At 55.3% G+C, this 26,854-nt stretch carries 24 protein-coding genes; 3 read left to right on the plus strand and 21 right to left on the minus strand.

Features of this window, described 5'->3' with window-relative positions:
- Position 1: 1 nt before the first annotated feature.
- The 20 genes from BFV65_RS12090 to BFV65_RS12180 form a co-directional block, all read right to left on the minus strand.
- The gene (locus BFV65_RS12090; protein ID WP_023300322.1) at positions 2–988 is read right to left on the minus strand and encodes a hypothetical protein; all 987 of its coding nucleotides are present in this window, start codon (positions 986–988) and stop codon (positions 2–4) included.
- A 16-nt stretch (positions 989–1,004) separates the two neighbouring features.
- On the minus strand, positions 1,005–1,802 hold the full coding sequence (locus tag BFV65_RS12095) for a PP2C family protein-serine/threonine phosphatase (RefSeq protein WP_022648406.1): 798 nt from the start codon (positions 1,800–1,802) through the stop codon (positions 1,005–1,007).
- Entirely contained in the window at positions 1,799–3,574 is a 1,776-nt protein-coding gene (gene tagH, locus BFV65_RS12100; RefSeq protein ID WP_069596695.1) for a type VI secretion system-associated FHA domain protein TagH, read from the minus strand. Before tagH ends, BFV65_RS12095 begins: the two co-directional genes overlap by 4 nt.
- 90 nt (positions 3,575–3,664) lie before the next feature.
- Positions 3,665–4,087, minus strand: coding sequence for a hypothetical protein (locus tag BFV65_RS12105; protein WP_063147831.1), 423 nt, complete (start codon positions 4,085–4,087; stop codon positions 3,665–3,667).
- A gap of 4 nt (positions 4,088–4,091) precedes the next feature.
- On the minus strand, positions 4,092–4,484 hold the full coding sequence (locus BFV65_RS12110; RefSeq protein ID WP_058677560.1) for a hypothetical protein: 393 nt from the start codon (positions 4,482–4,484) through the stop codon (positions 4,092–4,094).
- Positions 4,485–5,501, minus strand: a complete 1,017-nt coding sequence (locus BFV65_RS12115; RefSeq protein WP_069596696.1) for a hypothetical protein — start codon at positions 5,499–5,501, stop codon at positions 4,485–4,487.
- Between the two features lie 128 nt (positions 5,502–5,629).
- On the minus strand, positions 5,630–5,860 hold the full coding sequence (locus BFV65_RS23270) for a hypothetical protein (RefSeq protein WP_123906481.1): 231 nt from the start codon (positions 5,858–5,860) through the stop codon (positions 5,630–5,632).
- 240 nt (positions 5,861–6,100) lie between these two features.
- Positions 6,101–6,583 (minus strand): Hcp family type VI secretion system effector, encoded by a 483-nt coding sequence (locus BFV65_RS12120; RefSeq protein WP_014884229.1) that lies wholly within the window; start codon positions 6,581–6,583, stop codon positions 6,101–6,103.
- 180 nt (positions 6,584–6,763) lie between these two features.
- Positions 6,764–7,213 carry a T6SS amidase immunity protein Tai4 family protein gene (locus tag BFV65_RS12125; RefSeq protein ID WP_052952468.1) on the minus strand — a complete coding sequence of 150 codons (450 nt, stop codon included), beginning with the start codon at positions 7,211–7,213 and terminating at the stop codon, positions 6,764–6,766.
- Complete coding sequence (locus BFV65_RS12130) at positions 7,198–7,692, minus strand: T6SS effector amidase Tae4 family protein (protein WP_022648411.1); 495 nt, start codon at positions 7,690–7,692, stop codon at positions 7,198–7,200. The genes BFV65_RS12125 and BFV65_RS12130 overlap by 16 nt, the downstream gene beginning before the upstream one ends.
- Before the next feature lie 3 nt (positions 7,693–7,695).
- Complete coding sequence (locus BFV65_RS12135) at positions 7,696–8,121, minus strand: Rap1a/Tai family immunity protein (RefSeq protein ID WP_045308301.1); 426 nt, start codon at positions 8,119–8,121, stop codon at positions 7,696–7,698.
- A 79-nt stretch (positions 8,122–8,200) separates the two neighbouring features.
- Positions 8,201–9,700, minus strand: coding sequence for a type VI secretion system contractile sheath large subunit (gene tssC / locus BFV65_RS12140; protein ID WP_006810956.1), 1,500 nt, complete (start codon positions 9,698–9,700; stop codon positions 8,201–8,203).
- A 3-nt stretch (positions 9,701–9,703) separates the two neighbouring features.
- Entirely contained in the window at positions 9,704–10,228 is a 525-nt protein-coding gene (tssB, locus tag BFV65_RS12145) for a type VI secretion system contractile sheath small subunit (RefSeq protein ID WP_058677561.1), read from the minus strand.
- A 75-nt stretch (positions 10,229–10,303) separates the two neighbouring features.
- Positions 10,304–11,320: a type VI secretion system protein TssA gene (gene tssA / locus BFV65_RS12150; RefSeq protein ID WP_015570331.1), complete on the minus strand. Its 1,017-nt coding sequence runs from the start codon at positions 11,318–11,320 to the stop codon at positions 10,304–10,306.
- 11 nt (positions 11,321–11,331) lie between these two features.
- Positions 11,332–12,048, minus strand: coding sequence for a type VI secretion system-associated protein TagF (gene tagF / locus BFV65_RS12155; protein WP_045308303.1), 717 nt, complete (start codon positions 12,046–12,048; stop codon positions 11,332–11,334).
- Between the two features lie 16 nt (positions 12,049–12,064).
- Positions 12,065–15,685, minus strand: a complete 3,621-nt coding sequence (tssM, locus tag BFV65_RS12160; RefSeq protein WP_069596697.1) for a type VI secretion system membrane subunit TssM — start codon at positions 15,683–15,685, stop codon at positions 12,065–12,067.
- Positions 15,686–15,687: 2 nt separating this feature from the next.
- On the minus strand, positions 15,688–16,926 hold the full coding sequence (locus BFV65_RS12165) for a DotU family type VI secretion system protein (RefSeq protein WP_023300334.1): 1,239 nt from the start codon (positions 16,924–16,926) through the stop codon (positions 15,688–15,690).
- Positions 16,927–16,943: 17 nt separating this feature from the next.
- On the minus strand, positions 16,944–18,287 hold the full coding sequence (gene tssK, locus BFV65_RS12170) for a type VI secretion system baseplate subunit TssK (RefSeq protein ID WP_069596698.1): 1,344 nt from the start codon (positions 18,285–18,287) through the stop codon (positions 16,944–16,946).
- 28 nt (positions 18,288–18,315) lie between these two features.
- Positions 18,316–18,819: a type VI secretion system lipoprotein TssJ gene (gene tssJ / locus BFV65_RS12175; RefSeq protein WP_022648418.1), complete on the minus strand. Its 504-nt coding sequence runs from the start codon at positions 18,817–18,819 to the stop codon at positions 18,316–18,318.
- Positions 18,820–18,842: 23 nt separating this feature from the next.
- A complete protein-coding gene (locus tag BFV65_RS12180) occupies positions 18,843–19,337 on the minus strand; it encodes a hypothetical protein (protein WP_023300336.1) in 495 nt (164 codons plus the stop codon).
- A 930-nt stretch (positions 19,338–20,267) separates the two neighbouring features.
- On the opposite strand from BFV65_RS12180, the gene BFV65_RS12185 reads away from it, so the two are divergent.
- The 3 genes from BFV65_RS12185 to BFV65_RS12195 all read left to right on the plus strand — a co-directional run bounded on the left by BFV65_RS12185 (position 20,268) and on the right by BFV65_RS12195 (position 24,233).
- Positions 20,268–21,248: a GlxA family transcriptional regulator gene (locus BFV65_RS12185; RefSeq protein ID WP_023300337.1), complete on the plus strand. Its 981-nt coding sequence runs from the start codon at positions 20,268–20,270 to the stop codon at positions 21,246–21,248.
- A gap of 78 nt (positions 21,249–21,326) precedes the next feature.
- Entirely contained in the window at positions 21,327–22,337 is a 1,011-nt protein-coding gene (gap, locus tag BFV65_RS12190) for a type I glyceraldehyde-3-phosphate dehydrogenase (protein WP_023306461.1), read from the plus strand.
- 213 nt (positions 22,338–22,550) lie between these two features.
- Positions 22,551–24,233, plus strand: a complete 1,683-nt coding sequence (locus BFV65_RS12195) for an alpha,alpha-trehalase (RefSeq protein ID WP_045623225.1) — start codon at positions 22,551–22,553, stop codon at positions 24,231–24,233.
- Positions 24,234–24,684: 451 nt separating this feature from the next.
- Here BFV65_RS12195 and BFV65_RS12200 read toward each other — a convergent pair whose 3' ends face one another.
- Complete coding sequence (locus tag BFV65_RS12200; protein WP_069596699.1) at positions 24,685–26,787, minus strand: TonB-dependent siderophore receptor; 2,103 nt, start codon at positions 26,785–26,787, stop codon at positions 24,685–24,687.
- Positions 26,788–26,854: the final 67 nt, after the last annotated feature.

Here is a 26,854-nt window from a genome sequence, read left to right on the forward strand (position 1 = left end):
CTTAATTCGCCGCGCGCCAGGCGCCCACAGCCGGATCGCGTAGCTGCGGACGCAGCGTGTCAATCAGAACAACGTTCAGCTCCGCGCCCGGTGTAATCCATGCGCTCCAGATCTTCTTCACCTCTGCGATACGCGCCTGGAGTCTGGCGTCGTCGCTGGCGATCTCACGGGTGATTTCCACCGCCACCGTGCCGTTGCTCTTCCAGCCGTTCAGGGTGCTGTCGTACGGCAGGATCATCCAGCTCTGATCGCTGTTCGGGGTGCTGAAGACCATGCGCTCTTTGTTGACGGAGGTGATCAGCGCCTTTTCAGGATCGACCGCGTTGTTCAGTCCCATCACCGGGAAGCCGTGAATGTAGGTGACCGGAATCGCTTTCTGCGTCCCGTTACGATTCTGCGTCACCACGGTGTGGCCGCTGAGCCAGCTGCCGTTGCCGCAGCGAGTGGTGTCGGAATCGGGAATAAACAGCGCTGGCGCGGAGGAACCGCCCTCCCAGAAGGTGCGCAGGTGGCAACCGTCCTGAAGGGTGAACTCCTGCCATGGCGTACGATCTGCCGCCACGGTGTGCGTCTCCGGATTCTGGTCAGGCGGTAGCAGCGCGCCTGAGGTGGTGGTCGTTGCCGCCGCCGTTTCCTGCTGTTTCACCACCAGCGCCCAGTCCTGCGCTTTAGCCGCTGTGCCCCGGGCAAGCGTCGTGCCTTCCGGATCGTTAAGCGTCCAGTTCAGGGTATTCAGCTTGCTGCACTGGTGCTCCAGCAGCGAGCCAAGGCGCGGCACGAAGTTTTCCAGCACCGAAACCTCTTTCTTGCCGTTCGCCACGATACGCAGCGCCACGTCCGCCTTACACCAGCTTTGCGGCGTATTGTCTTTAATGTTGTCGATCCAGATATCCAGCTTCTGCGCAGGAGACTGCACGATGCGGAAGTTTTCAGCCTGTGCGGTGGTCGCCACCGTCAGAAGAGCCAAACCCGATAGCCAAAGTTTCATATCAATCCTTGTGTGTCTAATCAGTTCCGCAGGGAAGAAATTGTGCTGCGTCAGAGAGCGTATGCAGCAAAGTGGTGTCCTGAGGGTTGCCCATCCACACCGCCACGGCGGTATAGTTATCCTGAGCTTTGCCCTCCTGTTCAGCATTCTTTTGAATGATTTGGTTCATCAAGGTCAGCCACTCCTGTGGCGTATTGACCATGTGCAGCGACTGTTTCATCTGCTCTTCGCTGACGCCGTGCCAGAAACCGTCGGTGCAGAGTAAAAACGCATCACCGTCTTCAACCTGCACGACATCGCTGTAGCTCGCTTCCGGTCCGCCATTCTCAATACCCAGCGCCAGATACAGGAGGTTGCTGTTGAGATCGTCGGTCTGATGCCCGGCATCTTTCATCTGCTGCACCAGGCTGTGGTCGGTGGTGACGTGCCACAGCCAGCCGCGGCGAAACAGGTACAGGCGGCTGTCTCCAGCGTGCGCCCAGTAAGCCAGACGGTAATCCCTGTCGATAAACAGGCTGACCAGCGTGGTGCCCATCCGGCGATAGTCCTGCACGGCCTGTTGTTCGCTGAGGATGGTGCGGTTCGCCGTTTGGACGTAGTCACGAATATGCTGCGCATTCAGGTGCTTGTCGCCGTCAAAGCGGGAAATAATGCTGTTGCGGGCCAGCTCAGCGGCCACCTCGCCGCCCGGCAGGCCCGCAATGCCGTCACAGACGACAAAGCAGGCTGAACGTTCCCCGATGGTTTCTCCCGTCTGATCCTGGTTGCTGGCGCGCGTCCCCTGGCGGGAGAGAGAAGCCGTTGCGATATTCATTTTTCTTCGGATCCGCTTTGTGAGTCTTTGTACTGATTGACCTCCATGTCATAGGCATGGAGGAAGGCTTCGCCAAACAGGGTGTGGAAGTCGTCCTCAATCTCGCCCGCCGTCTCGCCATAGCTGCGAACAAAATAATCCCACAGCGCGGCTTTACGGCTGCCCGGCAGCGCCAGGCGTGACGTCATTCCGTTCTGTTTCGCCTGCTCTTCCAGCTGTTCCGGGTTAAAGGATTGCAGCATGGCGGCGATAATGGCGCGGATACCGGAGATCATCCCCAGCTGGTGCGCCTGCAGATCGATCAGCGCATCACGCACCGATTTGGTCGGCGGCATAAAGCCCGGCATCGGCGTGCCGAACATCTGGATCAGGACCGTTTTACCGGTTGGCAGCAGCTTGAACGGGTTGTTGGCATCGTCGAGCACCATGGTCATATCAGCCTTCACCCCACGCTTGAGGATGGAGCGCGAGGAGAGCAGCGCCACGGTCCCCTGCGAGAACATGCCCAGGATCTGCCCCAGCTGACGCATATTTTCCCGGTCAAACTGCGGCACCGGCTGCATTTCGCTCAGGCCCATGCCCTCCAGCAGCGCCTCCAGCAGTTCGCCCTGAAGCACCTCGCCCCGCTCGCCGGTCTGCGTGGAGGCAGCAGGCGATGCAGCGTTTTTAACCGGGTCGATACGCAGGCGGCCTTTCGGCGCCTGCGCGTTGCTGCGCGCCACGGCCTGCGGCGTTGGCATGGTGAAGCCAGCGTAATCGGGACGCGCGGGCTCCTCTTCCGCGCGCGGCGCGTCCTGTGGTTCAGTCGGTTCCGGATCGAACAGCGGTGAGCTGGCAAGCGCATCCTCTTCCTGTGCGGCTTGCGCTTCAGGCTTTGGCTCCGGCTTATCTTCCACGATTTCATCCGGATGGGTTAACGGCGCGCCGCCCATCAGGCCGAGGGGGTCATCGTGACGCGCGGCAGGTGCGCTCGCCGACCCGCCAAACAGGGCTAACGGATCGAGTTCGTCCGACGCCTCTTCCTTTGGCTGGGCAGGTTTGCTTTCGTCCGGCTGTACCAGCGTTGAAGGGGTGACATCGTCAAAGATGCTCTCTTTTTTAAACAACGCTTCATCGCTGAACAGCGTGTCCGGGTCCACGTTTTTACGTTCAAGCGACGGATCGGCATCGTTGAACATCGCCAGCGGGTCTTCGGCATTCCGCTCCGGGGCCGCAGGCTGGGAGAACGGGTCGTGGGAGGCCGCGGGCTGTGGCTTTGCCCGATTGCTGGAGATGCTGTCGGAGATGGAGAACTCCTGCATCAGGCTGTCCCAGATTTCCGACGGCACGGCCGTAGGTTCAGCTTTTCCGCGAGGCGCGGCGCTGGCCGGTTTCGGTTGTGGCGCCGGAGCAGGTGTCGCCGCTGGGCGCGCCTGCTGCATGCTGGCCGCCATGCGGCTTACGGGCTGGGTGTCGTGAATGAGTTCGCTGACTTCAATGCGATAATCATCAATACCGAGAATATCCCCGTCCTGAAGCTCAACCTGACGCCCACGCTCCAGCGGGATATCATTCAGTACCACGCGGGTAACGCTGCCGCGGTTCGTGACGCGGCATTCGCCACTGGCGTCGACGTGAACGATGGCCTGCAAACGCGAGATGGTGCGGTCATTGTCCGGCAGCACCAGATTGTTATCCGTACCGCGCCCAATGGTGCCGCCCGGGGCATAAAAATCACAGCTGCTTTGCGGCGGCTGATGACCGGGTTTCGTAGAAATAATCGTGAATCGCATGGCGTATTCCTGCTGGTATGATTAGCGCTCAAACGCTGCCGCTCTCGGGGGTGAAAACGGCGGGGTTTGGGGGTTAAGGGCTGATTAAAGCTATTTGACTACATTCAGGAAAATAATGCCGATAAGCAGCCATAGCGTAAAAAGTAAGGCCTGAACTTTATAGCGTCGATGCAGTTTTAATATCCAGCCGATTCTCTCTTCCGGTAAAGCCTGAACGAATTTATAGGCATCATCCTGAACATTTCTGTCTTTGGTAAATTTCATCTTCACGCCTTTGCGAAGACGAACAAACCAGATTATTTTTTGATAGTTCGCCAGCGAGCCAAAAAAAGATGCGTAATTTGTCACCAGATCGAGATCGTAGCCTTTTTGGCGATATTCAGAGAGAAGCCACTTATAATCTGACTCGTGTTTTTTAAAAAACCGAGAACTGTAAACATCCATGATTACAACGTTAATAAATAAAAGCACAAGAAACAATAACGTTATATTTGCCAGGCATAAAGATGACATGCTTTTAGGGTCCTGTAGCAATCAATAAGAACAATAGAAGCATCAAAAAGACAACAAAAAGTGTCATCCTGTAAAACATTTTTATCCATGAGAAATCGTATATCGATGATACTAATGCCTCTGCCTCCGGAGGGAGATTTTTTTTGCTATTTTGCTTTGTGGCTTTTCCAGCCAAAATCCTTTTCATAAGGAACACACGATGCGCAAATCCGGGAAGACCAAGTTGTTCATAAAAAAGATAATCGTTTACTTCTAAATATTGCTTATCACTCAAAATATGAAATGATTTTGATAGCTCCAGGGAATATTTACGATAAAAATAAAAATAAAAACACAAAGAAGCAAACAGTCCTAAAAAAACCAATAAAAGCAATATTAAACGCAAATCTCCATACATTTATTCGTCCCCAGAAAAAATCAAGTTACTAATCCCTTCACCCAATTCAGCCCCTCCTTTAGTACCCATCCAGGCTCCCGCAGAAGTAGCGCCTAGTCCTACAACAATTCCACACACAAGGGCACCAGTACCCATCGTAGGTATTCCCATTGCACCGCAAAGAGCGCCAGTACCTAAAGACGCAGCCCAGGCTCCTCCCGCAGCACCAAGCGTACCTCCACCAAACTTACTATATTCAGTAACAGCAATTTTTCCACATTCATCTTCACGATCGACAGTACAGGCTTTATAAACATCATTAGAAGTATTCAAAAAAGAGAAACCTAGTGAGATCCAGCCCCCTGCTTTCATAATACTAGCCGCGCGAGAAGAGCGTACAATATAATCTGAATATCCAGGGATCGCGCCGATACCAACCGTACTCCATTCATGGACGATAGAGCGGCTTGATAAGTTCAATGCTTTTTTAATATTTTCGTAGGTTTGAATCTTAAGTGTTAGCTTGCTTACGTTATTTAATAAAGGTTTTAGCTGAGAGAATAACGCCCTTCTTTCCATATAAAACTGCTGACCAATTAAAGAACCTTGGGATATAAACTGATTCTGATAAGTCTTCTCAATTTTAATGAGTATATTTTCAATTTGCCTGAAATATTTCTCACCTAAATCACCAGCATTCCCAGCTAGTTTATCACCTAAAGAAGTCAATGCGGAAATATTGTCATAATTAGCGTGGAGATACTCTGCAACCGATGTGTTTAATGATGCCAGCGCATGGTTAATTTTCTGTTTTGCCCTGGAAAGAATACTCAGTTGCGATGACTGATTCGTGTTGTCTGGGTCAGCCACGATGAGTAACTGCCCTGGTTTCAACCAAGGTGTGTCATTGTTTATTTGCATAAAGTATCTAGCGGCTTCGCTATTGACATTATTAAACAATAATCGAGCTTGATAATCTAAAGTTCCAGGATGTTGGACCACACAGTAGCCCGGGCTAACGGTTGAACGATGTGTCATATTTAAACCCTTTAATCAACACACATAGTTGTCCAGAGTTTGCAGTGGTGAATTGTTTAATTATTTTATAATTAAATAAACATTCAAACGCCGATGCACTCTCGAAACACCGAGGTTTGAAAATTATATCATTCACTTGCCGTTAAAAGTAACTCGCAACTTATACCTTTCTTTAATATTAACCGTGCAGCATATCGAATAGCAGTTTTTTCATTGACAATCTTCAATACAACATCATACTCACTTTTGCGCCAGTCAACCTCATTCAGACGAATACACTCCTCTGTAATCAAGATATGCATTGCTGGAAGTTGGTCATGAGAATTAATAGTTTTCCATTGATTACCAACGCGTTTCATTACAGATGGTGCGTAAACTGATACAGGCCCAATAAAATTTGAATCCAGCCTGATATCAAAACAAGGGATTTTGTTTTTTTAACGTAACAGAAAGTTTCTAATACTGTGCAGGTGGTGAAATGCAAGCACTACAGGCTAATGCGATTGATATTACGTTTAACTCTCTAATCATCATTCACCTGCAACATATTTGGAATCAATCATCATGACCGGGGAGGTTCCCCGGTCATGGATGAACAATTACGCTTCTTTGTTTTCTTTAATGTTCCAGCCAGCGCTGCTTTCAGCACCTTTACCACCGGCAGTGGTCTGCTCCCAGTACTGCTGTTTCACTTTCGCAGCCTGGAATGCATAGGTCACGCCAACGGTATCGCCGTTGTCGGCACCGGTGTACTGAACGGAAGTCACGAGAACGTCTTCCAGGGTGATGCGGGTATATTCAACCTGCTGACCACCCGCTTTGCAGACGGACAGTTCAACTTTGGTCAGGTGTTTACCGCTTGCGCAGTGTTTCAGGATTGCTGTAGTGGATTTGTCGATCAGAGCGTTAACGTGCAGATCGTTAAAGTTAACTTTACCGGCACCGCCGCCACCACCCACACTCATATTACCTGGCTGGGACGCGCCCCAGGAGAAGGAGGTAATGTCAGTCCAGCCGGTGTGGTTAGAATCTTTAGATTCGCCCGTAACACCCTCGACCTTCAGAAACATATCAATAGCCATAATATCTACTCTTCGTGGATGAACAATATTGCTTTCGAAAAAGCCCTTATATGGCAAACAGGAAAGCATGGGGCTGAATAAAACCGTCCATATTTTACCTCTGCCTCATATCAAACGACCCGTGTCATTTGACAGTCTTACATTCCCCCTGAATGAACGGAAAGAATGTGAAGTCTTTTACTACGGCGGATTATCCTGAATCCAGGTACGATCAGGATCGCCAATGATGAGCTGCGGAACCAGTTTATTCAGTTCGTCGCTATGATAAAGACGTAGACAATTTAAGGTTACGCCTTTTACATCAGGTTTGCGCTCCGAGTGGAAACCATTAATTTGGTTTTTATACTTCCCAATAATGGCGTTAACTTTGTCAGTACCGTTTTCAGCATCAAACGGCATCCACTCAATAAATGCACTCGCACTGCGGGCCGCATCAGCAGAAAATTGACTGCCTTTATCTGCAACCTGCGCAAGGCAGCGCGCCAGGACCAAATCTTTTACCACCTGCCGGTATGTTTGCTGCTGATAAAAATCAACGTAAGGGTTGTCACCGCGAGCAGAAAAAGATAAGCAAGTGAGCAAAAGAAATGCGGTCTTTAGAAACCTGAATATAATTATTTTAATTCCCAAAACCAGATTTCCTGACAGTACGGAAAGCAATCGGAGTTACATATAAACGAATTATTACTCAGAGGCTCGATAAGGTCGATATGACCACCCCCATACCCATCAATTTTATTGAAGAAAACAACACCTTTTCGGCCCAACATTGAGCGTGCACCAGCCTCGCGGTCTTTAAAGATTTCTGCCTTGCCAAACACATGGGATTTATAAAGCTGATCGGCAAGTAATTTTGCGCCAGGCTCGATTGTTTTTCCCTTATAGGGACCGGTCTTTATGGGTAAACGCCCTGTAAATTCAACATTGCATTTTAACAATGCCAGGCTCATTCTTACCGCACAGGTATTTTCGTATGCCGGTTGTTGCTTGATAATCGTCGAATAATCGTAGCCAATTTCTGAAAAAACCTGTTCACCCGAGGCAAAACCCGCGCGTGTGTGATTTGAAGAGTAATGCTGACGTTTAAGTTGTTCGTATAATGGTCTCATCTGTCACTCTCCTTTTTTGCACGGGCGTAATTCTTTCATGCCGTCAATGATGATTTTTGAAGCGCGTTCCTCGCCTTGCTGTTTCGATAAGTCCGCAAAACGAGAATAGAGAAACTCATGTATTGTATTTGGCAAAAAAGGCCTGCCCTTGCACCATGCAGTGCCCTCAGACGCGTCGACTACGCCGAGAAGATACATATTTGCCTTAATGCGTTCACGTTCATTCGTTTTCGACAGCCAGGCTTTAGCAAAACGCTCTGCACTCAGATTTAAATCGTACCCTGTTAACAGCGTCGGATCGCGTTGGAAGTTTGATGTGTCATCCTGAGGCAATGCTTCCGCTTGAGGGTATTTGTAATTTCCTGCGTCCGCGCTTGCGAGAGTAGAAACTGCCAGCAAACTGGTCGCGATCAAAAGTATATGTTTCACCGGCTATCCTTATTCACTGACAGAAACAAGCTAAGCTCTTCCGCTCAAATTGCCGGCCCCTTCGGGCCGGCAATCATCATTACGCGTCCTTCGTCTTCAGCGACGGCAGTTTAGATACCAGACGCAGGGAAACGGTCAGGCCTTCCAGCTGGTAGTGCGGACGCAGGAAGAACTTCGCGGCGTAGTAGCCCGGGTTGTCTTCAATTTCCTGCACCTGCACTTCCGCAGCCGCCAGCGGTTTGCGGGACTTAGTTTCCTGGGAGGAGTTAGCCGGGTCGCCATCCACGTAGTTCATCACCCAGTCGTTCAGCCAGCGTTCCATCTCTTCGCGCTCGCGGAAGGAGCCGATTTTGTCGCGCACGATGCACTTCAGGTAGTGAGCAAAACGACAGCAGGCGAACAGGTAAGGCAGACGGGAGGCCAGGCGCGCGTTAGCGGTGGCATCCGGGTCGTGGTACTCGGCCGGTTTTTGCAGGGACTGCGCGCCGATGAAGGCGGCGAAGTCGGAGTTTTTGCGGTGAACCAGCGGCATAAAGCCGTTTTTCGCCAGCTCGGCTTCACGACGATCGCTGATGGCGATCTCGGTCGGGCATTTCATGTCCACGCCGCCGTCATCGCTCGGGAAGGTGTGGCACGGCAGGTTTTCCACCGCCCCGCCGGACTCCACGCCGCGAATCGAGGTGCACCAGCCGTACTCTTTGAAGGAACGGTTAATGTTGGCGGCCATCGCGTAAGCCGCGTTCGCCCAGGAGTAGCTGTTGTGGTTCGCGCCGTCGGTCTGCTCTTCAAAGTCAAAGCTGTCGACCGGATTGGTGCGAATGCCGTACGGCAGTCGCGACAGGAAGCGCGGCATGACCAGGCCCAGATAACGGGCATCTTCCGATTCACGCAGTGAACGCCAGGCGGCGTATTCGGTGTTCTGAAAGATTTTTGTCAGGTCGCGCGGGTTAGCCAGCTCCTGCCAGGACTCCATCTGCATCACGCCCGGCGCGGTGCCGGTAATGAACGGACAGTGGGCCGCAGAGCCGATGCGCGCCATCTCGCCCAGCAGCTCAACGTCCTGCGGGCTGTGGTCGAAGTAGTAGTCGCCTACGATGCAGCCAAACGGCTCGCCACCGAACTGGCCGTACTCCTGCTCGTAGATTTTTTTGAAGATCGGGCTCTGGTCCCAGCCCACGCCCTTGTAGCGCTTCAGGGTGCGGCCCAGCTCCTGCTTGGAGATGCTCATAAAGCGGATCTTCAGCATCTCGTCGGTTTCGGTGTTGTTCACCAGATAGCTCAGCCCGCGCCAGGCGCTCTCCAGCTTCTGGAACTCCTCGTGGTGAATGATCTGGTTCACCTGCTGTGAAAGCTGCTCGTCAATACCGGCAATCAGGTTCTGAATGGTGCGGTAGGTATCGTTTGAGAAGGTCACGGTGTTTTCCAGCGCCTGCTGCGCCAGGGTTTTTACCGCGCTTTCTACGGCAGAGCGCGCCTGATCGGTTTTCGGGCGGAACTCTTTATTCAGCAGCGCGCTGAACTCGTCCTGGCTGAAGGCCTGGCCCGCCTGCTGATCGTGTTGTTGAGTCTGGTTGCTCATCGATTATTCCTCGCTACCTTTCGCACTTTCGTCATTTTTTGGCATCTGGCTCAGGGATTTGAGCAGCGTCGGATCCTGAAGGATTTTTGCAATCAGCTCTTCCGCGCCGTTTTTGCCGTCCATGTAGGTCAGCAGGTTAGAGAGCTGGGTGCGCGCTTCCAGCAGCTTGTTCAGCGGCTCTACTTTGCGGGCTACCGCGTCCGGCAGGAAGTCGTCCATGCTGTCAAAGGTCAGATCGACGTTGAGCTTACCTTCGCCGGTCAGGGTGTTTTCCACCTGGAACGCCACGCGCGGCTTCAGCGCCTTCATGCGTTCGTCGAAGTTGTCGATGTCGATTTCAAGGAACTTACGCTCGTCGACGGCTGGCAGGTTTTCCACCGGCTTGCCAACCAGATCGGCCATAACGCCCATCACAAACGGCAGCTGAATTTTGCGTTCTGCGCCGTAGATCTCTACGTCGTATTCGATCTGCACGCGGGGAGCACGGTTGCGTGCGATGAATTTCTGTCCACTGTTACTCATTGCCATGATGTTCTCCATCAAAGATGCGCGGTGAAGGTGAAACGGCAGACTCCATGCCTGTCGTCATAATGCCAGGACGCGTCATTCGCGGCGTCCAAAGATGTTTTCCAGTTGGTTAACGCCGTCTGGCGCCAGGTCGCGAATAATGTCCATAAAGTTGAGTTCAGACAGCCGCTGCACCCGTTCAATCATCAGCGGTGCGGGGTGGCTGGGTTCGTACTGCGCAAAATACTGTTTCGCTTTTTCCAGCATCAGCTGCGCGTCGGCGCGGCTGGTCACCTGCACGCTGCGCCAGTCCGTCACCTGCTGAACGGGCGACGCGGCCACTGGCTGCGGCTCGGCGTGCTGCTCAGCCTGCGCGTCACGGTTCGGCAGCAGCTTGCTGATATCGGTCACCTGACAGGCGCTGGAAACCAGCCCGACGGTTTTCAGCAGCTGTTCCATCTCCGGTACGCCACTTTCCCCGAGATAGCCGGTAAGCAGTTCGCGGATGGCGAGCAGGCGTTCGTTGATCACGATTACCGCTTCGGTGCCGGGCTGATCGCCCCGGGCCAGCTCATCGATCAGTCGTGGACGACCGCCCGGATAATCCGGACACTCTGTTTTACTGCCGTCAAGCAGCGCCTGGGCGTCACGGAGCGAAATCTCATCGCCGTTAGAGCGGAGCAGTGAGGCGTTACGCACCGCGACCGTCAGGTCAGATTTATCGCTCAGCCCGGCGAGGGCGTTAATGCGGTAGAACGGATCGGTTTCGCCATACTCTTCCAGCAGCGGGTAAAGTTGCTCCCAGTAACGGGACAGGGCTTCCTGCACCAGCAGTAGCCCGTCGGCGTAACCTGCCAGCCCGCGACGACGCGTCCAGGCATGGGTTAACGCCAGCATGACGCGAAGATCTTTGGTGCGGCCCAGCAGGCTGGTGGCGAGTTTTTCCACCGTGTTCCAGTCGGCAGGCTCTGCCGGAATGATGGTGTCGCCAAACTGCTGTTCGGCTTTGCCCTGACTGGCCTGCCCCATGGCCTGGAAATCAGCGTCGTACTCCAGGTTTTCACCGCAGGGGTTATCGGGGCTTATCGGCGCGAGAAATTCATCGATATTCATAAGATCCCTGCTTATTCAAACATAGGCGGGTAAAGACCGTGGCGGCCCGGACGGGCGCCGCCTGCCGGATCGAACAGCAGCGTAAAGAGCTGCCCGGTGAAGTTTCCGCTGTGGACGTGGGTGTAAAGCGGATAGCCGTCGCAGCGGTTTGTCCACCAATAGCTGGTCTGGCGCAGCGGATCAAAACACTCCGCCGCCTGCGGCCAGCCCAGCGTGCTCTGACCCTCGTCGTCATAGCCAATCACGTCGAGAATGTCGGAACGCTTTTGCGGCTCAACCGGCTGGGGCGCCGGGATGGTCATCAGCATTTCATCCAGCTGGGAGGCAGAATAGCTGTTACGCACCGCGTGCAGCCCCAGACGGCCAAGCTGCTGGTACCAGCTTTCAGCCTGCCCGAGCAGACGGGATGACCACTCGGTCGGGGTGAAACTCAGTTGCAGGCATACCGGATAGTGGCGGCCTACGCTGTCACGGCCCGGCAGCAGGCAGCCCATCTGAATCATCTGGCTACCAAGCATCGGCGGGACGACAAAGTTCCACACCGGGGCTTTAGAAAACGGGCGCTCGCCGCTGCGCTGCTCTTCCTGTTGCCAGGCCAGCAGGCCGACCTGAAACCAGTGCGACCACTGGCGTTGCAGGGTATCCGGAAAGCGACGCTGCAAAAAATCTCCGGCGCTGGGTAATTTGCCATACCAGCTATAACGGTTCATCGCAGGGGTATTCGTCATACGGCTGTCCTTGCGGTTATGGGCATGAGAAACGGGGAAGCTGGAACGGGTTACGGATGCTGTTCGGGGCAAACTCCAGCGTGACCTGATGTCCGTCGACGTTGAAGGTCGCCTGACGGCTCAGGCTACCCGCGCCAGGACTGGTGCGCGCCTTGTCGAAAAAGCGGTTGAGCGCCCAGGAACCGTTGGTCACCAGCGTTGCGGTGCTGCCATTGGCAAGACCGAGCTGCATACGCACCTGGTTCGTCCCGCCCGGCCCCGGCCAGGTCATGATCTGCACCGCCTGCGGACCGTGGCTGTAGCGCAGCAGTTGGCCGTCCACGTCCAGCGTCAGGTTCAGAATGGTATTGTCCATACGCACGGTGCGCACCGTCACCTTGAAGGATGGCGTGGTCGCGCCGTTTGCGAAGAAGGCATCGCGGACAGACTGCGCCTGCTGGAACGGACGCAGCAGCCCTTCACTGCCCGGCAGCGTTTTACCGTCGATGCCTGGCATAAAGCGCCAGTTCGCCTGGGTGGTGTCCACCTTGTTGGTCAGGTTGTCGCGGAAAAAGGTGTCCATCAGTCCGGTGCCCGGCGCGAACATGCGGGCGAGATCGTCCGGCGTCACCTCAGTGCTGGCGCTGCGCACCAGCGGATAACGCCCGGCAATCGCCTGACGGCAGAACCCACCCACTTCCACGTTAATGCGCTTACGCACGTTCTCCAGATCGCGACGCTGAGTGTCGCTGCTGGCGCCGACGGCCATATTGCTGAACATAGTTTGCAGCCCGCCCGGCAGACGTCCCGCGCTGGCTTGCAGGCGGCTGATTGCATCGCCGCCCGGCGCGGGCATACCGCTGTTGGCTGCATCCTGAACGGCGGTCAGGTAGCGATAAAGCTCGTCAACCTGCTTAAGAAAATCATCAAAGACGATGGTCTTGCCGCCCTTCTCCAGCGGCTGCGCCAGCTCAATCATCGGCGCATAGTGGTCGGTCACCAGTTGCTCAGGCGCCTGCGTCACAACCGCGCCCTGCGTCGGGGCATTGTCACCGTTGCTGAACAGCGCTTCCAGCGTGCGGGTGGCGCGGTTGCTTTGCTCTTCCGCTTTTTGCGCATCTTCCGGCGCAGGCGCAGTGCGCGACAGGGTCAGCACCTTGCTCAGGTTAAGTACCAGACGGCGCAGCGGCGAATTGGTGCCTGAAAGCAGGCGCGCGGTGTTGATACGCTGGGAAAGATCGGCGCTGTTGTTGAGCTGAATATCAGCGAGAAAGCGATCCCAGTTAACGATAAAGTCGCGCATGTAGAGCTGACGCACGGCGTTGTCGATCTGCTGTTTATCTTCCTGGGCAGTGGTCGCTCCCAGTACCCAGGCATCGTCCTCGTGCAGGGCGGTGGTCACGCTGTCGATCTGGTCGTTGAAGCTTTTCCAGTAGCCGTCCGGCGTGTAGAGGCCCGGTACGCCCTCACTCACCGGCTTGCCGCTTTTGCGCGAAAACACCAGCTCGCTCTGCGGGCCGCCGAGATCAGAAAGCGAAACCGGCTTCAGGTTCTCATCATGCTCCAGCAGACGTTTCAGGCGCCCATATACGCGTGTTGAGAGCGGCTGCTGGTTGATCAGCGCCCTTTCACGGGCCACCAGATCCTCATCCTGCGCATACGGTGAAGCCTGAATTTTTGGCTCCAGCAGCTGCGTCAGGTGCCATTCCAGCTCCTGAAGCTGCGCCTGCGTCACGTTCTGCGGCAGGTTGCGTTGCAGGTTAAGCATCACCCACGAGTGCAGGAATTTACCGTCATAATGCTTAGGCTGGTAGAGCATCTGATAGGCTTTCAGCGCCTCATAGCTGTACTCCACGTCGCTGCCGTTGTCGTTGCGCAGCCAGGTGGTAATGTGCATCGCCACGGCAGGCAGCAGCATCTGATCCAGCGCCTTCTGATACAGAGACTGCGAGGCATCGCTGACGTCATCCCCGCGATAAAGCCCCATGCGGCGGGAAACCGGCGGGTTGTTAACGTCGAAGGCATCGCTTTTCGGCAGATCCACCAGGCTGTTAAGCAGCGGCAGAAGCGCAAACAGATCGCGCTGGGGCTGGTTTTGCAGCGCCTTGCTCTGCTGCTCCAGCATCGGCACTTTTGCATCTACCTCTTCCAGATAAGCTTTATTTTTGGCGTAGCTGGTCAGCCACAGACCACCCAGGATCACCAGCAGGGCCAGCAGCGCCGCGTAGCCGGACCACATCACGGCGCGGTTGCGCAGCTCCCACCAGCGGTTTTCCCCGGCGATGCCCGCTTCCTGAAAAATCACGTTTTGCAGCAGATTTTTAATGAAGAAGCTTTGGCCCTTCGCGCCCGGGATCGGCGCCTCTTTGCTTACCGAATCCCAGCGCGTGCTTTCCTCCCCTTCAGGTAAGGAGAGCGCGCGGTTCAGCTCGCCCATCACGCGGTCAAACGGCATCCCTTCCTGGGTGCCGCTGGCAAAGTAGATGCCGCGCGGCGAAAATTCGGTTTCGAAGTTTGAGCGGGCAAAGACCGTGCTCAGGTAGTCTGCCAGCAGCGGACGCAGCGCGGCGAACTCCTGCGGGAAGAGATAGGCTTCCGCACGGGTTTTGGCGTCATGCTCTTTAAGCATGGTTTCCGGCAGGCCAGCATCCAGACGCTGTTGCAGCAGGGAAAATTCCTGCTGGAAGTTGCCCATCAGGTCGTAATCGGCGTGTTTGGTCTGCTCCCACGGCAGCGTAAAGCCCCAGATCTGATCGCGCTGGGCTTTGTCGTAATCCGCAAACCAGGCGCGGAAGCCTTTAAGCAGATCCGCTTTGGTCACCATCACATACACCGGGAAGCGAATACCCAGCTGTTCATGCAGCTCGGAGAGACGCTGGCGCAGGTTGACCGCCTGCTGGCGGGAGGCCTCAGCGGACTGCGAAAGCAGGTCGGAAATGCTGATGGTGATAATCACGCCGTTGATGGGCTGACGACGGCGGTATTTACGCAGCAGGTTGATAAATTCCAGCCACTCCCCGGCGTCCTGAACCTGCTCGCTCTCCTGAGTGGTGTAGCGCCCCGCGGTATCCAGCAGAACCGCCTCGTTGGTAAACCACCAGTCACAGTTGCGCGTGCCGCCAATGCCGCGCAGCGCGGTTTTACCGAAGCGGTCCGCCAGCGGGAATTGCAGCCCGGAGTTGGCCAGCGCGGTGGTTTTACCTGAACCCGGCGCGCCAATAATGACGTACCACGGCAGCTGATAGAGGTACTGCGTACTGAAGCGCTGCGTCCACTGCGCGCCATGTCCCGCTTTGCTGAAGTGGGCTTTTTTCAGCATCTGGGCGGCTTCATCGAAACGCCCGGCAAGGATCTGCTCCTCGCTGTTCAGACGTTTCTGCGGATCGGCCGCCTCCGGGCTGGTGGTATTTTCGTTAAGCTTGTCCATCAGCTTACGGTTCAGCCAGGCGTTATACAGCCGCGGCAGAATGTGGCTCTGAGCCCAAATCAGGTAGACCACCGCAATGCTGATGACGCGGTTCTGCTCTGATTCAAGGGGCCGGGTGTCCACGATGGACAACAGCGGGCCAATCATCCAGATGACCGCCGCGAGTGCCGTTACGCCCAGGAAGCTCCACAGAATGCGATTGGTCAGTATAGAAAGTAGAGTAGTCAGCATCCTTAGTTTCCTTGCGGCAATCCGTTCAGCTCGGCCTGGGTATTGTCAGGCGATACCAGCAGCGTAATCTCCACGCGGCGGTTACGGGCGCGATTTTCAGGCGTCGTGTTAGGCGCTACCGGGTTGATCTCGCCCCGCCCTTCGGCTTTGACGCGCTCAGGCTGCGAGAGGCTACCCTGGAGCTGTTTTTGCACCGAACGGGCGCGCTCAAGCGAGAGTTCATAGTTAGAGGCGAAGCGTGCGCTGCGGATCGGCACGTTGTCGCTGTACCCCACCACCAGAATTTTGCCGCTGACGTTATTCATCGCCTGGGCGATGCGGTCGATGACCGGCTCATAGCGATCGCGCACCACCGTTGAGGCCGAGGCAAAGAGTCCGTCCCCTTTAAGGATCACCACGCTGCGATCCGCCTCATCCTTAACGGCCACCAGACCGGCATCAATTTCCGGTTTCAGGAAGCCGCGCAGGTTCAGTACCGCCGGCAGCTGGCGCGCAGGTTGCTGGATCGTGGTTTCCGGCAGTTGGGACTGGTAAATTTTCGCCAGCACCGGGCTGGTGTTATCACCGAGACGCCAGTTCAGCACGATATAGAACAGGCAGGCGATAAAGCCGACCAGCGCCACGCACGCCCAGAGTGGAATCATCGGCCGCCAGAGCTTGCGCAGAACGGGGCGATCTTCCGGGTGCGGCGAGAGTGGCGGCGGGTAGCTGCCGCGAACGCCACGGATCATCTGCCACAGGCGCTGTTTGATGGTTTCAAGCTGGGTCCGGCCATTGTCCAGCACGCGGTAGCGGCCTTCAAAGCCGAGCAGCAGACAGTAGTTGATCATCTCCAGCAGCAGAATGTGTTCGCGCGGATTCTGCGAAAGACGTGCCAGCAGCTGGAAAAACTTCTCGCCACCCCAGGTTTCGTTATGAAACGTCACCAGCAGACCATTGCTTGACCAGACGCCGCTGCTTCCCCAGGGGGTCAGAGCGGCGGCTTCGTCCAGCGCCGTGCAGAGGCAGTAGCGCGCGCCGACAATCACTTCATATGGTAAGCCCGCCTGCTGGCATCGCACTTCGAAACGGCGAATTTCGTCAATCAGGCGCTGGCGCAGCCCGACCTGATCGTCGTGGGAAACCGAATGACGGATTTGCGGAATCGCATTGAGCAGCGGATTGGCGGCCGCCACCAGCTGATTGTTCCCACTGGCTCCGGTAAACAGGGCATCACTGCCGGTATCCTGTCGTTCCTGCATATTAAGCGCTCGCTTTATTATTCTGTCGGGCTACGGATGGCCCAGAACTCCATATCGAGACCCGGGAATTCCCCTGCGAGATGCAGCGCGAATGCCCCAGACTTGTCCATTTCGTGCCACAGTTCGCTGCCCCTCTCGAGCTCGAAATAGCTGTAGCCTGCATGCCACGGGATCTGCGGCGGCGCGACGGGCATTGCCCGAAGCATGATGCCCGGCAGCTGGAGCTGAACCAGATCGCGAATTTTCGAGACTGGCGCAACCTTCATCTGGGCAGGGAAATGGGTTTGCAGGTGTTCGCTGGGGACATTGGCTTTTACCGCCAGCACGAAGCCAAATTCGCGGACCATGCTGGTCTCCGGTACGGTGGCGATGTTCAGTCCGTGAGAGCGTTCGTGCAGCGGCAGCTGGATGGCATGATCTTCCATGACCAGCGACAGCCCCTGACGCAGCATCAGCATCAGTTTGCCGAAGCAAAGGGCGAGATCGTCATGGTCGTATACCGGCAGTACGCTCTCTGCGGTACGCTGCGGCGTCCAGGTGGCGAGTTCCGTGGCAAACGGCAGCCAGCTTCGCCAGAGCGCTTCAGGGTGAAGCAGCGGCAGCGTTTTTAAATGTGAGATGTCGCCAAGGTGGCGGTTGATCAGCGAAAGAAGCGTGAACTCAACCATCTCGGACGTATTGAAACGCCCCGGCTGGCGCAGGCGGCCGCCGATCTGCTGGCTACGCTGCACCAGCAGGCCGTGCAGGTCATTGATCATGCCGTACAGCTGCGGGCTGTTATTGGCGTTCAGCATTGGCGGGATGTAGCTGTTATCCAGCCGCACGTGGTTGTCGTTGCGCTTTTCAGCGACGCACGCCACGCCGATGGCGGTCCATTCTGCCGTCAGATCTTTCTCCAGCATCAGGGTCAGACGCAGGCGGCCAAACTGAACCGTCGCTTCCCCGACCGACATGGCGTTGTCGTCTTCTACCTCTTGTTCAAACGTAATAAAACGCGCCAGAGAAGAGTGCTCCTCGCTGAAAATCACCTCTTCACGTCCACCGCGACGAACCGGCAGCGCAAGCACCACCTTTTCATTGGTAAGATTATCGGGGATTTTTAGCGGGGCCGGACCGTTGCGGTCGCTGCGCACCTGGAAAAAGGTGCCGTCAGGGAGCAAACCGCTACAGTAGCTCAGGGCAATACAGCCCTGGCGAAGCATCGCTTCATCCAGCTCAAGGTCGAGAAAGCCCCAGAGATACGAACGCTGCAAGGCCCCCCACTCACGAACGTGGTTGAGGAGGTAACTTTCTGTCCGCTGAAAATGGTGGGGACGCAGGAACATGCCCTCGGTCCAGACGACCTTTTCTGCTTTCGTCATGATGATCTCTTTCCTGTTATGAAGGGCGTTACTGGCTGATGACCCGGATACCATTTACGTCAAGGAAGACGCTGGCCTGGAGTTCATCTGCGGACCATTTCCAGAACTGGTAAATCGCGTTTTCGCCGGGAACAGGCAAAGGAAGTGAGACGCGCCATTTTTTGCCGTCCAGTGCCTGGTATTCCGCCATTACGCCGATATAGCGCGCTTCCGGTGAGCTTTGACCGCTCAGGGTTTTCGAAAGCTGGCCCGGCATCAGGAAGAACACATCGCTGTTCAGCAGATTCGCGCCAAGCGTGGCTGACGCGTTGTTCTGTAAGGAGTAGAAGTCGCTGGACATGAAATCCGCATCGGATTTCAGCAGCAATACTCTGACCTTAAGCGGTGCAGAATCATTGATTTGAGGATGAGCCTGAAACTGAAGATTGTAGCGGGAGGGGTCGCTGTGTGAAGACGACGTACAACCACCGATCAGCGCGAGAATCAACGCAAAAAAAGGGAACCACATCCGATGGAAATTTTTATTATTCATAAAAATATGCTCGTGAAACCCGTTTAGTTCAGGATCCAGGTACCGTTCGCGCTGTCTTTGCAGGCTTTGCTGTTGCCATCGACATCAACACAGGTGGTTTTCTTGCGCGCTTTAGGGCGCAGTGCCTGTTTACGCACGGTGGCTTCGTACTGGTCGGCCTTGATCACGGCACGCATCGGCACGTAACCAATCAGCTGTTCACTCCCATCATCGGCCAGCGCCATCCAGAAATGTTCAACCTGCCCAAGCACGACGTAAGTTTTTCCGGTCTCAAGCGTACGGATCACTTTTCCACCGTAGTCAGGACGGCTCATCAGGGATGCCGGGTACATAGCGCGATACGGTTCATTCACCTGAGTGAACTCCGCCGGAGGGGTAACAGCGTGACGGTGCGTCAGCGTGATGCCATTAACCTGGCTGGTCACAATCGTATCATCGGTGATCGCTGGTTTTTGCGGCGCCTTACAGCCCGCCACCGCCATAACAAACAGAAGTGATAACAATACACGCAGTTTCATATGCTTTTCCGTAGCGATATTTAGAGGATGAAGAGAGGGGATAAAATTTGACTTAGGTGCTATTGTTAAAAATAGTCAGGTTTTTCCGGGGCGTTACTATTATTTGGGCATAGCTACCGCACGAGCCTTCGAGAATAAGGCCCAGCGTAATCCTGACATATTTTGACAAACGGTAAACAAGTTTACATGAGCTTATCGCCTTTTCAATATTTCCTTTTTCGCTACTGCTGATTCATGAGGCATTCGCCTCACTCTGAGATTAATCTGAAAAATAGAGAAATCGCGCAATTAACTGATTTAAAGACAAAAAAAACCAAAAGAGAACCATTATCACTAACGTAATACCACTATTTCTGCCACTACCATAATTAGTAGAACGGAGAATTTTTCAGTTGCATATGAATATATCTCACACGAATTATTTGTTGTATCGATAGCAAATCGTCAATACTCAGGACGATGTCCCATCAAATTAAGTAAACACAGTTAGGATGAAAAAATTAATTTCACGCCGCAAATTAACTTTATGCTCTCCCCCCTTCTTAAGATAATTTTCTTTCGTCTGGGCCGTATGAATAATTAAGCCTGACTACAATCTTGCTCGCCAAAGGATTGCTCAAAATATAACCCACCCTTCCCAGGTAATGAATAAAGACGCTGCTTTCGACAGGCGAACTTCATTTGGCATTTTACCGTAACTACACTATTGCTTGCTTTCCACCACTCCGACGATTTATTACAAACATGATGAAAATTTGTTATGAGTTCTTTGCTTTCCCGCACCATAGCTTACAGGCCGAGCGGTAAAAACAGGTTAAGTGGGTATCAAAATATGTGCCGTTGCCGGCATCGGGGTTGACCATAACCGTGCTCGGTAACTGTCAACGTCCTCCACTTGACTTATATTGTAAGGAAGGTACTTTTCAGGACATGAAGAAGATCCTGATAATTGTTCCTGATGGTGGCATGTTGTTTGAAGCCGCCGGTATAGCCGACATTCTGATGCAGGCCAACCGTCTGCACCCGGACGGTCTGGCGCAGCCCCGCTACCGCATCATTATTGCCACTACCCAGCCTCACCTGGTGATCCATGGCCAATCCGGCTTAAATCTGCTGGCGGACTATCGCCTGCCGGAGCTGGATCCGCGCGAGCCGCTGGACACGATTATCATCACCGGCCGTGGCATGAATGAGCAGGAAAGCACTGCGGTGGTGGACTGGCTGCACCTGGCCGCGCCGCATGCACGACGCGTCGCCTCTGTCTGCGGCGGGGCCCTGCTGCTGGCACAGGCCGGACTGCTCGATGGGCGCCGGGCAACGACCCACTGGCGGCTTCTGGAAACGTTGAAAACCCGCTATCCTGCGGTCAACGTTGAGGGCGGCCCGCTCTATGTTCAGGATGGTCCCGTCTGGACGTCCGGCGGCGTCAGTTCCGGGTTTGATCTGACGCTGGCGCTGGTGGAGGATGATTACGGCTTCACCCTCGCCCGCAACGTGGCGCAGGATATGGTGATGTACCTGCGCCGGCCTGGCGGCCAGCTACAGTTCAGCCGCTATAATCTGGAGCAGTCCGGCGCGACCGGACCGGTTAGCGAACTGCAAAGCTGGATCCTGCAAAACCTCACCGCAGATTTGTGCGTCGAAAGGCTGGCCGAACGGGTCGCCATGAGTCCGCGCAATTTCACCCGCGTGTTCACGCGTGACGTCGGTGTACCTCCGGCCCGTTATGTCACCGAAGCCCGCCTGGCCGCTGCACGACAGCTTCTGGAGCAGACCCCGTATCCGCTTGAGGTCATTGCCGAAAAAAGCGGGTTTGGGACCAGCATCAACCTGCGCCGCGTTTTTGAAAAGCAGCTTCATCTCACGCCGGGCGAATATCGCCAGCGTTTCCACTGCCGCAGAATGGCGTAATCTGATCCTTTTTTGTCATTTACGCCAACCGACCTGACACCTACAGTAACTCCAGACAACACAGATAAGGAGTGCATCATGGTTAAGGTCGGTATTAACGGTTTCGGCCGTATCGGACGTAATGTCCTGCGCGCGGCGCTGGGCAATCCGGATCTCCAGATTGTGGCCATTAACGATCTGACGGACAGTAAAACCCTCGCCCATCTGCTGAAATATGACTCTCTGCTCGGCACGCTACCGGTACCTGTGGAAGCGGCGGACGGCGCGCTACAGGTTGACGGGCAACGCATCACCGTATTCAGTGAACGCGACCCGGCAAACATTCCGTGGAAAGACGCTGACGTTGAGGTGGTAATCGAAGCCACCGGTTTCTTCACCGAACGTGATAAAGCGGCGGTGCATATCACGAGCGGCGGCGCAAAACGCGTCATTATTTCCGCCCCGGCTAAAAATGATGATCTTACGGTGGTAATGGGCGTGAACCACACGCTGTACGATCCGGCCCAGCATTTTGTGGTCAGTAACGGGAGTTGCACCACTAACGGTCTGGCGCCAGCGGCGCAGGTGCTGCACCAGCAGTTTGGCATTGAACACGGGCTGATGAACACCACGCATGCCTACACCAACAGCCAGGCGCTGCATGACCAGCCAGAAAAAGATCTACGCGGCGCGCGTGCGGCAGCATTATCGATTGTGCCTTATTCCAGCGGCGCGGCAAAAGCGCTCGGGAAAGTAATCCCCGAACTGGACGGTAAACTCACCGGGTATTCCCTGCGCGTGCCGGTGCCAGTGGTGTCGATTGTCGATCTGACGGTGACGCTGAGCCGCAACGTGACCGCCGAAGAGGTGAATGACGCGTTCCGTCAGGCTGCCGGTAGCGGGCCGCTGAAAGGCATCCTGGGCTACAGCGATGAACCGCTTGTCTCCAGTGATTATCAGGGCGACCCGCGCTCATCCATTATCGACGGGCTTTCAACGCTGGTGATTGGCGGGAATATGGTGAAGATCCTGTCGTGGTATGACAACGAGTGGGGCTTCTCAAACCGTCTGGTGGATTTGGCGGTGCTGATGGATAAAAAAGGGTTGTAGGGCTTAAGCCGGGTGGCATGAAGCTTACCCGGCCTTTCCGTGGTGTGGTTAAAAATTAAGTAATCCAACCCTGGTGTAGTGAAAGCGCACCCGAATTTTCTGGTTATGCGAAAAATGGGACATTCAACACGCGAAGTTATCGATATTCGTCTAAGGTTTTCAGGTAATTGACAACAGCGGTCACGCTGCTCAGCGAAGACAGGAGACGAACCGATGATAAGACCTCGCGCACGACGCCCCGCTTTTTTACCCCTTGCGTTGGCAGGCGCACTACTCGGTGTTACCGCATTTGGTTATGCTGAAGACCAGCCAACGAGCCAGCAAAGCTCACCTGATATTCTTCTTGGCCCCCTCTTTAATGACGTTCAGAGCGCCAAACTGTTCCCGGATCAGAAAACCTTCGCGGATGCCGTTCCCAAAAGCGACCCGCTGATGATCCTGGCGGATTACCGGATGCAGCATACCCAGTCCGGTTTTGACCTGCGTCACTTCGTGGAGATGAACTTTATCCTGCCGAAGGAGGGTGAGAAATATGTTCCCCCTGAGGGCCAGAGCCTGCGCGAACACATAGACGATCTGTGGCCTGTGCTGACCCGCACCACCGACAAAGCGAACAAATGGGACTCCCTCCTGCCTCTGCCAAAACCCTATGTCGTGCCGGGAGGACGATTCCGCGAAGTCTATTACTGGGACAGCTATTTCACCATGCTGGGGCTAGCCGAGAGCGGCCACTGGGATAAGATCGGCGACATGGTGGACAACTTCGCATACGAGCTTGATACCTGGGGCCATATCCCTAACGGTAACCGCAGCTACTACCTGAGCCGCTCTCAGCCACCGTTCTTTTCTTTGATGGTGGAACTGTTGGCCACGCATGACAGCGACGCGTTGAAGAAATACCGTCCGCAGATGGAGAAGGAGTATGCCTACTGGATGGAGGGGGCTGATGGGCTCCAGCCTGGTCAGGCAAACAAACGCGTAGTGAAGCTGGATGACGGCTCCCTCCTCAACCGCTACTGGGACGATCTGGACACGCCACGCCCTGAGTCGTGGCTGGATGACGTGACCACCGCCAAAAATAACCCTAACCGTCCGGCCACCGAGATTTACCGCGATCTGCGCTCTGCCGCGGCCTCGGGCTGGGATTTCAGCTCCCGCTGGATGGACGATCCCCAGAAGCTGGGTACCATCCGCACCACCAGCATCGTGCCGGTGGATCTGAATGCGCTGATGTTTAAGATGGAAAAACTGCTGGCCCGTGCCAGCCAGGAAGATGGGGATACCGCCAGCGCAAGTAAATATGACGCGCTGGCCTCCGCACGTCAGAAAGCCATGGAGAGCCACCTGTGGAACGATAAAGAGGGCTGGTATGCGGATTACGATCTGAAAACCAGGAAGGTGCGTAATCAGCTGACTGCCGCGGCCCTCTTCCCGCTGTATGTGAAGGCCGCATCACAGGATCGCGCCGATAAAGTGGCCGCAGCCGCATCGTCGCGCCTGCTGAAACCGGGCGGTATTTCTACCACCACCATCAACAGCGGGCAGCAGTGGGATGCGCCGAACGGCTGGGCGCCGTTGCAGTGGGTAGCGGTGGAAGGGTTGCAGAACTATGGTCAGCAGAAAGTGGCGATGGACGTGACCTGGCGTTTCCTGAAAAACGTTCAGCATACCTACGATCGCGAGAAGAAACTGGTTGAGAAGTACGATGTCTCTTCGACAGGTACCGGCGGTGGCGGCGGTGAGTATCCGTTGCAGGACGGTTTCGGCTGGAGTAACGGTGTGACGCTCAGGATGCTGGACATGGTCTGCCCGAAAGAGAAGCCGTGCGACAGCGTACCGGAGAATCAGTCTGCGGCAAACGATGATGTTGCACCTGCTAAACAGGCGGCGCAGTAGCGCCCCTCACCCTAACCCTCTCCCCAAAGGGGCGAGGGTTCCCCAGTGATTTCAAAGCAGAAGCAATAACGCTGCCTTCAGAATAACTGAGAGCTTTCAGCGATGACCTGGTCCGGCTGTAAATCGCTGAGGCGTTTCCTGAAGGCCGGGGCGAGGCGCAGGGATGCGCCGAGAGGGCGGCTTTACAGGGACGTTGCCTCCGCCCGTACCCGATAAGCCGGAAGGAATAAGCCGAGGGCACCGCGAAGCGGCGATTTACCGCCGGGAGCCCGGGTCGCCAGGGTGGTGGCGACTGAGCCACCCTGGCACGTTCACCGGTCATGTCGTTACAGAGTAGCAAGGAACATAAAGTGAACGGAATGACCACCACCGCCGTATGTTCCCCTCACCCTAACCCTCTCCCCGGAGGGGCGAGGGGACTGTTCAGTGCGGTAGCGCCACCGGGCTTTTTTCAGAAGCTGTAGCTCGCCCCGACCTGGAAGGTGCGGTCGCGGCCTATCCAGCAGTTGGTCGCGTCATAGCAGGTGAGCGTCTCTTTGTTGGTGACGTTCTGCGCGCTCGCTTTCAGCGCCAGCCCCTCCAGCGATGGCGCCAGTTCGCCCATGCGGTAAGATGCCGCCAGATCGTACTGCGTCGTACCGCCCAGCTTGCCTGCATCATTGGCTGGCGAGATCTCCATCGGCCCGGTGTAGCGTGCACCAGCCCCCAGCGTTAACCCTCTCAGCGGCGTGCTGTCAAAGGTGTAATCTCCCCACAGATTAAAGGCGTTCTCAGGGACCTGCGTCGGTCGTTTGCCCTGGTACTTGTCATCTTCGGTATTGATGGCGTGGGTGTAGGCATAATTGGCAATCAGCGTCAGGTTATCCGTTGGACGACTAATAGCGGAAAGCTCCGCGCCTTTCGATTCCACTTCCCCGGTCTGGCGGTAGTTGAGGAAGCCCGGATCGCTGGTCACCACATTTTTCTGACGAATGTTAAACACCGAGGCGGTGAAGGTAGTTGCATATTCCGCCAGCAGATATTTCACCCCACCCTCCACCTGCTTACTGGTGGTGGGCTTAACGTCTTTCGCGGTCAGCGTACCCTGCGGCGATACCGGTGCGAAGCCTTCCGAATAGCTGATAAACGGCGAGAGACCATTGTCGAAGGCATAAAGCGCCCCCAGTCGTTTGGTGAGGCGATCCTGCGATACCCAGGCTTTGTCACCGTTTTGCAGATAGTTGGTGGTGACGGAACGGTAGTCGTCAAAGCGCAGGCTGGCCAGCACGTTAAGCCCGCCAAACGCAATCTGATCCTGAAGGTAATAGCCATTCTGCTGATAGCCGAGACGGTTTTTCTGCGCGGTTACAAGCCCCAGCGCATCGTTATCGATCTGCGAGTGATTCGGATTGCGCATATCGATACCCGGTGTGGACGAGGCGTAACGATAATGGAAGTGAGAGTTCAGCTTCTGGTAGTCAAAGCCCGCCAGCAGATGATGTTGCCAGTCCCCCAGCGCGACGGTTCGGGTAACCTGGTTATCAATGTTGAAGCTCTGCAAATCTTCATCCGTGGTATAGGCGAAGCGGTTAAGCTGGTAGACCTCGCTGCCCGTCCCGGTGGAATAGGCGCTGCGCTGGTGGGTATCCACGTCAAAGTAGCGCGCTTTCTGGTTAAAGCCCCAGCCACTGTCAAACTCATGCTCAAAGCTGTAGCCCAGCATCCACTGGCGCTGTTTGAAGCCGCTCCACTCATCCCCGGCATAGTCACGACGATCGGCGTATTTAGACCGCAGATAGCTTAGCGGCATCGGATCAGACGGCGTCAGGCTCGGCGTATTTTGCGCCAGCGCGTCAATGGTCAGGCGCGTTTTGTCATCCGGCTGCCAGGTCACGGAGGGGGCCACCAGATAGTTTTCATAGCGCGTGGTGTGCGCCTGTTCGTCACTTTCCGTCGCTTTGCCCAGCAGACGATAGTTCCAGTCGCTGTTCGCGATCTGCCCCGTGGAATCCAGGTACCCCTCTTTCAGATTGCGGTTTCCGGTATTAAAGCCCAGTTCCGTTTTCGCCTCTTTCTGCGGCTTTTTACTCTGAATATTGACCAGCCCGCCCGGGGAGCCGCCGCCATACAGCACGGATGACGGCCCCTTCAGGATATCGACGCTCTCAATCAGCAGCGGATCGATTCGCGCTTTGGTGTTCCCGGTGACGTTATAGGGAAGTTGCAGGCCGTTGTAGAACTCCTGATCGACGTTGAACCCGCGGATTTTGTACTCGCTCATGTAAGAGGTGCTCCCGCGCACCTCCGTGGAAACGCCCGGCGCATAGCGCAGGATCTCGTTTACCGAACTGGCGTGCCGCTGCTCAATCTCTTTAGCGGCGATGGTGTTGATCACCTGCGGCGTTTTACTTTCCGCAACGGCTGATTTCGTGGCGCTATTGGTCCAGGCAGGGAGCGCGCTGCCCTGCTCTGTAGCGGTTACCACGATGGTGGGTTCTTCTGCGAAAGCCTGTGTCTGCAATGCCAGCGTGACGGCGCCTGCCAACGCGCATAACGCAAAACGTGAGGTGCTCATAGTGTCGTCTTATTATTAGATGATATTGGGAACGACAATTATTATCATTTTTATTACCGAATCAATA

It is taken from the genome of Enterobacter hormaechei subsp. hoffmannii (assembly GCF_001729745.1).
Classification (GTDB): domain Bacteria; phylum Pseudomonadota; class Gammaproteobacteria; order Enterobacterales; family Enterobacteriaceae; genus Enterobacter; species Enterobacter intestinihominis.